The 3,990-nt window shown below is 56.8% G+C and carries 6 protein-coding genes; all 6 read left to right on the top strand.

The genetic code is table 11. From position 1 onward, the window contains the following. Positions 1–346: DUF5758 domain-containing protein (locus tag GGD53_RS14245; RefSeq protein WP_210303210.1), on the top strand; the 346-nt coding region annotated here is incomplete at its 5' end. A 100-nt stretch (positions 347–446) separates the two neighbouring features. Beyond that, a complete protein-coding gene (locus GGD53_RS14240; protein WP_184456980.1) occupies positions 447–713 on the top strand; it encodes a hypothetical protein in 267 nt (88 codons plus the stop codon). Between the two features lie 14 nt (positions 714–727). After that, complete coding sequence (locus GGD53_RS14235) at positions 728–889, top strand: hypothetical protein (RefSeq protein ID WP_184456978.1); 162 nt, start codon at positions 728–730, stop codon at positions 887–889. A gap of 190 nt (positions 890–1,079) precedes the next feature. After that, positions 1,080–2,249, top strand: coding sequence for a tyrosine-type recombinase/integrase (locus tag GGD53_RS14230; protein ID WP_184456976.1), 1,170 nt, complete (start codon positions 1,080–1,082; stop codon positions 2,247–2,249). Further along, on the top strand, positions 2,246–3,145 hold the full coding sequence (locus tag GGD53_RS32375) for a DUF559 domain-containing protein (RefSeq protein WP_184456974.1): 900 nt from the start codon (positions 2,246–2,248) through the stop codon (positions 3,143–3,145). The genes GGD53_RS14230 and GGD53_RS32375 overlap by 4 nt, the downstream gene beginning before the upstream one ends. After that, positions 3,030–3,533 (top strand): hypothetical protein, encoded by a 504-nt coding sequence (locus GGD53_RS14220; protein WP_184457370.1) that lies wholly within the window; start codon positions 3,030–3,032, stop codon positions 3,531–3,533. Before GGD53_RS32375 ends, GGD53_RS14220 begins: the two co-directional genes overlap by 116 nt. Positions 3,534–3,990 lie beyond the last annotated feature (457 nt).

The raw sequence follows: 3,990 nt of genomic DNA, 5'->3' as shown, positions 1-3,990 counted from the left end.
CAACCTGGGCGAGGCGAAAAACGCTGAGCTACCGATCGCGCAAACTCGCATCTTGCCGGAAGGCAGCATCATTGGCTGGAAGAAGTGCCAGAATGGCGTCATCGTCAAGTTGCGCATTCCCGAGGAGGCAAAACGGTCTCACGCCTTTGGCCGCAAGTGCCGCGCCGAATTCGCAGATGTCATCGAGATCATTGGCGCAGATGTCGCCATCAGCCAGCACGACTACAAAACTGAATACCGCGTCGGCCAGCGTGAGACGCCGGATAGCTTCGACGAAAACTGGATGGAGGAGTGCGCGCCTGGCATTCACTTCTTTATCAGCCGCATCGAGGCCGAGAATTACTAATTGCCAAAGGGCAATAGGGCGCGGCCGGTGATGATGGCTGCAACTATTCGTTTCCGTGCCGCGCTCTTACCAATTCCACCACCACGAGAAGGAGACACCCATGACCAGAAGACAAACCACCGCGCCCCGCTCCCAGACAGCAACAACCACCCCCGCCTACGCGCCCTCTCCCAAGCCGCCGTACACCGGCTCCGGCACGGAAGTCGTCGACGGCCTCACCGTGACGCATGGCGCACCCGCCGAGCGCCTTATCGCCGTTGCCCGTTGGCATGAGCGCGACCGGTTCGGCCGCGAGCGCCAGGGCCGGCACGAGAAGATCGCTGCGCGCCTGCGGCAGGTGGCGAATGATAACGGGCGGGCTGCGTGATGGGCGGCCGCGTCATGACTGATGACAAATTCGCCAGAGGTATGTTCATTGGCCTGCCGCTCACGCTGTTGATTTGGGGGCTGCTGGCTTTGGCAGCTGTCTCGCTGGCTGGCTGTCAGTCGTACCAGCCGCCCGCCGGCGGCTTGGAAGGTGGCGTTCGGGAGGTGTTGCGGTGAGCACCCGCCAACCGGCAAACGACAACAGCCCGCTCGGCAAGGTATACACCCTTGCCGAGGCCGCGGACCACCTTCGCCTGACCAACCGTGGCGTTGCCAAGATTGCCAAGCAACACGGCTTCTGCATGGTGCGCGGCAGGGATATTCTGTTAACCGATAGCGATATCGAGTCTATAAAGGACATTCTACGATGCCCCTCAAGCTCTACAAGCGTGGTGACGTCTGGTGGATCAGCGGCTCCCATCTCAAACAATCTGTACGCCGAACTACAGGAACTAGTGAAAAAGAAGTCGCCGAAGCCATCCTCGCAAAAACGATCGCGAGCATAACCAGCGACAAGGTATTCGGGCCGAAAGCCACGCGTACATTCGGCGATGCAGTCAAGTCGTACATAAAAGCCGGCGGCGAGACTAAGTATCTCGGAATTCGATATGGCAAGCCGCCATCCGGCCTCTTTGCCCACTTCGAAAAGAAGCCCCTCAAGGACATCCAGCAGAACGATCTCGATGAGGCGGCGCGCGCCCTTTACCCGACCGCACTGCCAGAGACGCGCAACCGGCAATGCTACACGCCGTTCATTGCGGTCTGGAACCACGCCGTAAAGAACGGATGGGCGGAAATGCGGCTGTGGTCGCGACCGAAGAAGGTCAAGGGCACCAATGTCGTCCGCATTGCCAAGCGCCGCGCAGGCACGTTCCCGGTCGACTACGAGCACGCAGCAAAGTTCATCGCGGCCATGTCTCCTGGCCCCGCCATGCTCATGACGACGCTCTTCTACACCGGTATGCGGCCGATCGAGATTTTTGCACTCGAAGCGCAGGAGGTGAACATTGCTGGCCGATGGATCACGCTGACGAAGACAAAGACCGGCGAGCCGCGTGGTATACCTATCCATGAATTCATAGCGCCCATCCTCGAAGCCTTGCTCAAGCGTAATTCGCTTGCCGAAGACGCGCGCCTCTTCCGCACGCCGAAGGGCGAGCCATACGGCACGATCGTGACAGACATAGATGGCGAGGGCGGCGGCGGACTGAAGACGGCAATCAACGGAGCTCGCAGAAGGTCTGGCATTAGGGATATAGCGCCGTACACTGGGCGCCACTCTTGCTCGACTGGATTGGTAGTTGCCGGCGTTCACCCGCATATCAAGGATCAGATCCTGGGCCACGCTGCGGACGACATGAGCCGCCATTACACCAACGTGCCGCAGGCGCCGCTGATCGAGGCCATCAATAAACTGCCCGTGCCAGAGACGTGGGCTCGGCTTCCGTGGCTTGATGATCCGTTGGCGTGGTCAGGCAGGTTCGCCGAGGGCATGGGCAAGCGGACTGATCTGGACAGGAAGAGGAGGGAAGGATGATGGCTAGGCTGGGCAGAAAGATAGACGATACGTGGAGGGCGGATACGTGTGATCTAGCCGCACCTATACTTGATGGCGCTCAATCGTTTTTGTTCAACTGGGTTCATGGAGCACTTCAGGATGGGGAGCTTTGCGACGATGGCGCCATAACTTCCACCGACAGCCCGATTGAGGCGCAACTCCTTGTCGCCGTCGGACTTCAGTTTAAGTTGTACGACACCATTCCTCTTAAGGTGTTAAAGCGAACATCTTCGGAGGACGACTTACCTGAAGCCGGCGCGGCGATCATACCGCAATTTTCGATAGGAAAGTACCGCGCCGACTTTGTCGTACTTTCCAAGGAAGCGCAAAACCTCAGGCTCGTGATAGAATGCGATGGGCATGAATTCCACCACGCCACAAAGGAACAAGTCGAGCGAGACAAAGTTCGTGATCGTGCAATTCAGTCAAGAGGGTTTCACATCCTAAGATTCTCAGGTCGAGAAATATATCGCGACGCTATGTCCTGCGCTTATGAGGTGCAGGACTTTGTCAATAACGCATTCTACGAATCCCATTATGGAGTGCAGTTGCGTACAAAAAGAAAGTCGCCAGCGAACGACAATGATGGAGGCGAGAGCGATGTCTGCACAGTCTTGGCCGGGACCACTGATAGCGGAATGCCATTCCGTACATTTACGAGCAAACCCACAGAAGGATGCGTAGTTCGTATGGTAGACGCGCCGCCACGGCGACAAGTCACACTGTTAATGCTGCCACCAGAAGCCATGCAAGATTTGATTGAAAGAGGAAGGCAGCGACGAGCGCGAATGGTTTCGTGCGATGCATGCGGAGAGATTGGGCACGAGATTTCATGCTGTCCTGCACACCCAGAGCTTCACCCCGCGAAGGAGTAGCCAGGTTCGTCTGGTTTCTTTTGCAAATAACCACCACCAACCACCACAGAAGGAGACAGAAATGCTTGAAGAGCTTATTTCAGAAATAACAGCCAATGGCATGACCATCAAACTCGACGCGTCGTTCAACGGCACGCGCGGAGTTCGATACAAAGCCACAATCAAGAATAAAACTCATTGGGATCAGTTCCTGGAGGCGCCATCAATCGAGTTCGAAGTCGGCGCATGGGACGTGCCGACCCTCAAGGCAAAGATCGATGAGAAAATGAAACTAGTCGATCCGATCATCAAGTTCACGAACGATGAGCGCCTGGCGCGAAGTGGTCGCGTCGAACCAAACATGGATCCAAAGACGGCGCTAGAACAGCCGCTAATAATCGTCGAGTAACATCAAATTCAAATAACCCGCTTCGGCGGGTTTCTTTTTGCCAATTCAACCGATTTGTACAAAACTTGTACACGCTAATTCTTCACACCGCCACAATCCCTTTGGCATATACACTTTTGTACTTCCAACAATTCCCTTGGTAAGGGTGAGGTCGGTGGTTCAATCCCACTCGGCAGCACCAGTTTTCTCTCGGACACCATTTTCTTACGCGCCTGGCTGCCCTCATCCCGCTGCCGCCACCGAGCTGGTCGGGCCAACGATCCCGACCCGTCCTTCGGCCCCGCTTGCTGGGGGGAGAGGATATGCCGCAACCTCCGTCCCTCGCGAAGCTCTCGCCTGGCACGTCCCCTCGCCCCGTTTACGGCAGGGCTGTCCGGGGAAATTGTCAGGCATAAAAGAAAGCCATTTGGTTTGGCGATGTTTTGGGTTTTGGCCGGCTTGGATTGACGGGAGGCGG

The sequence above is a fragment of the Rhizobium aethiopicum genome, assembly GCF_014197535.1.
In the GTDB taxonomy this organism is placed as follows: Bacteria; Pseudomonadota; Alphaproteobacteria; order Rhizobiales; family Rhizobiaceae; genus Rhizobium; species Rhizobium aethiopicum_A.
The sequence above is the reverse complement of the archived record's forward strand: the minus strand, read 5'-3'. Positions and strand labels throughout refer to the sequence as shown.

Bases quoted from the DNA above. Each gene is read 5' to 3' on its own strand.
- GGD53_RS14240 (WP_184456980.1), top strand. From the start codon at position 447: ATGACCAGAAGACAAACCACCGCGCCCCGCTCCCAGACAGCAACAACC.
- GGD53_RS14235 (WP_184456978.1), top strand. From the start codon at position 728: ATGACTGATGACAAATTCGCCAGAGGTATGTTCATTGGCCTGCCGCTC.
- GGD53_RS14230 (WP_184456976.1), top strand. From the start codon at position 1,080: ATGCCCCTCAAGCTCTACAAGCGTGGTGACGTCTGGTGGATCAGCGGC.
- GGD53_RS32375 (WP_184456974.1), top strand. From the start codon at position 2,246: ATGATGGCTAGGCTGGGCAGAAAGATAGACGATACGTGGAGGGCGGAT.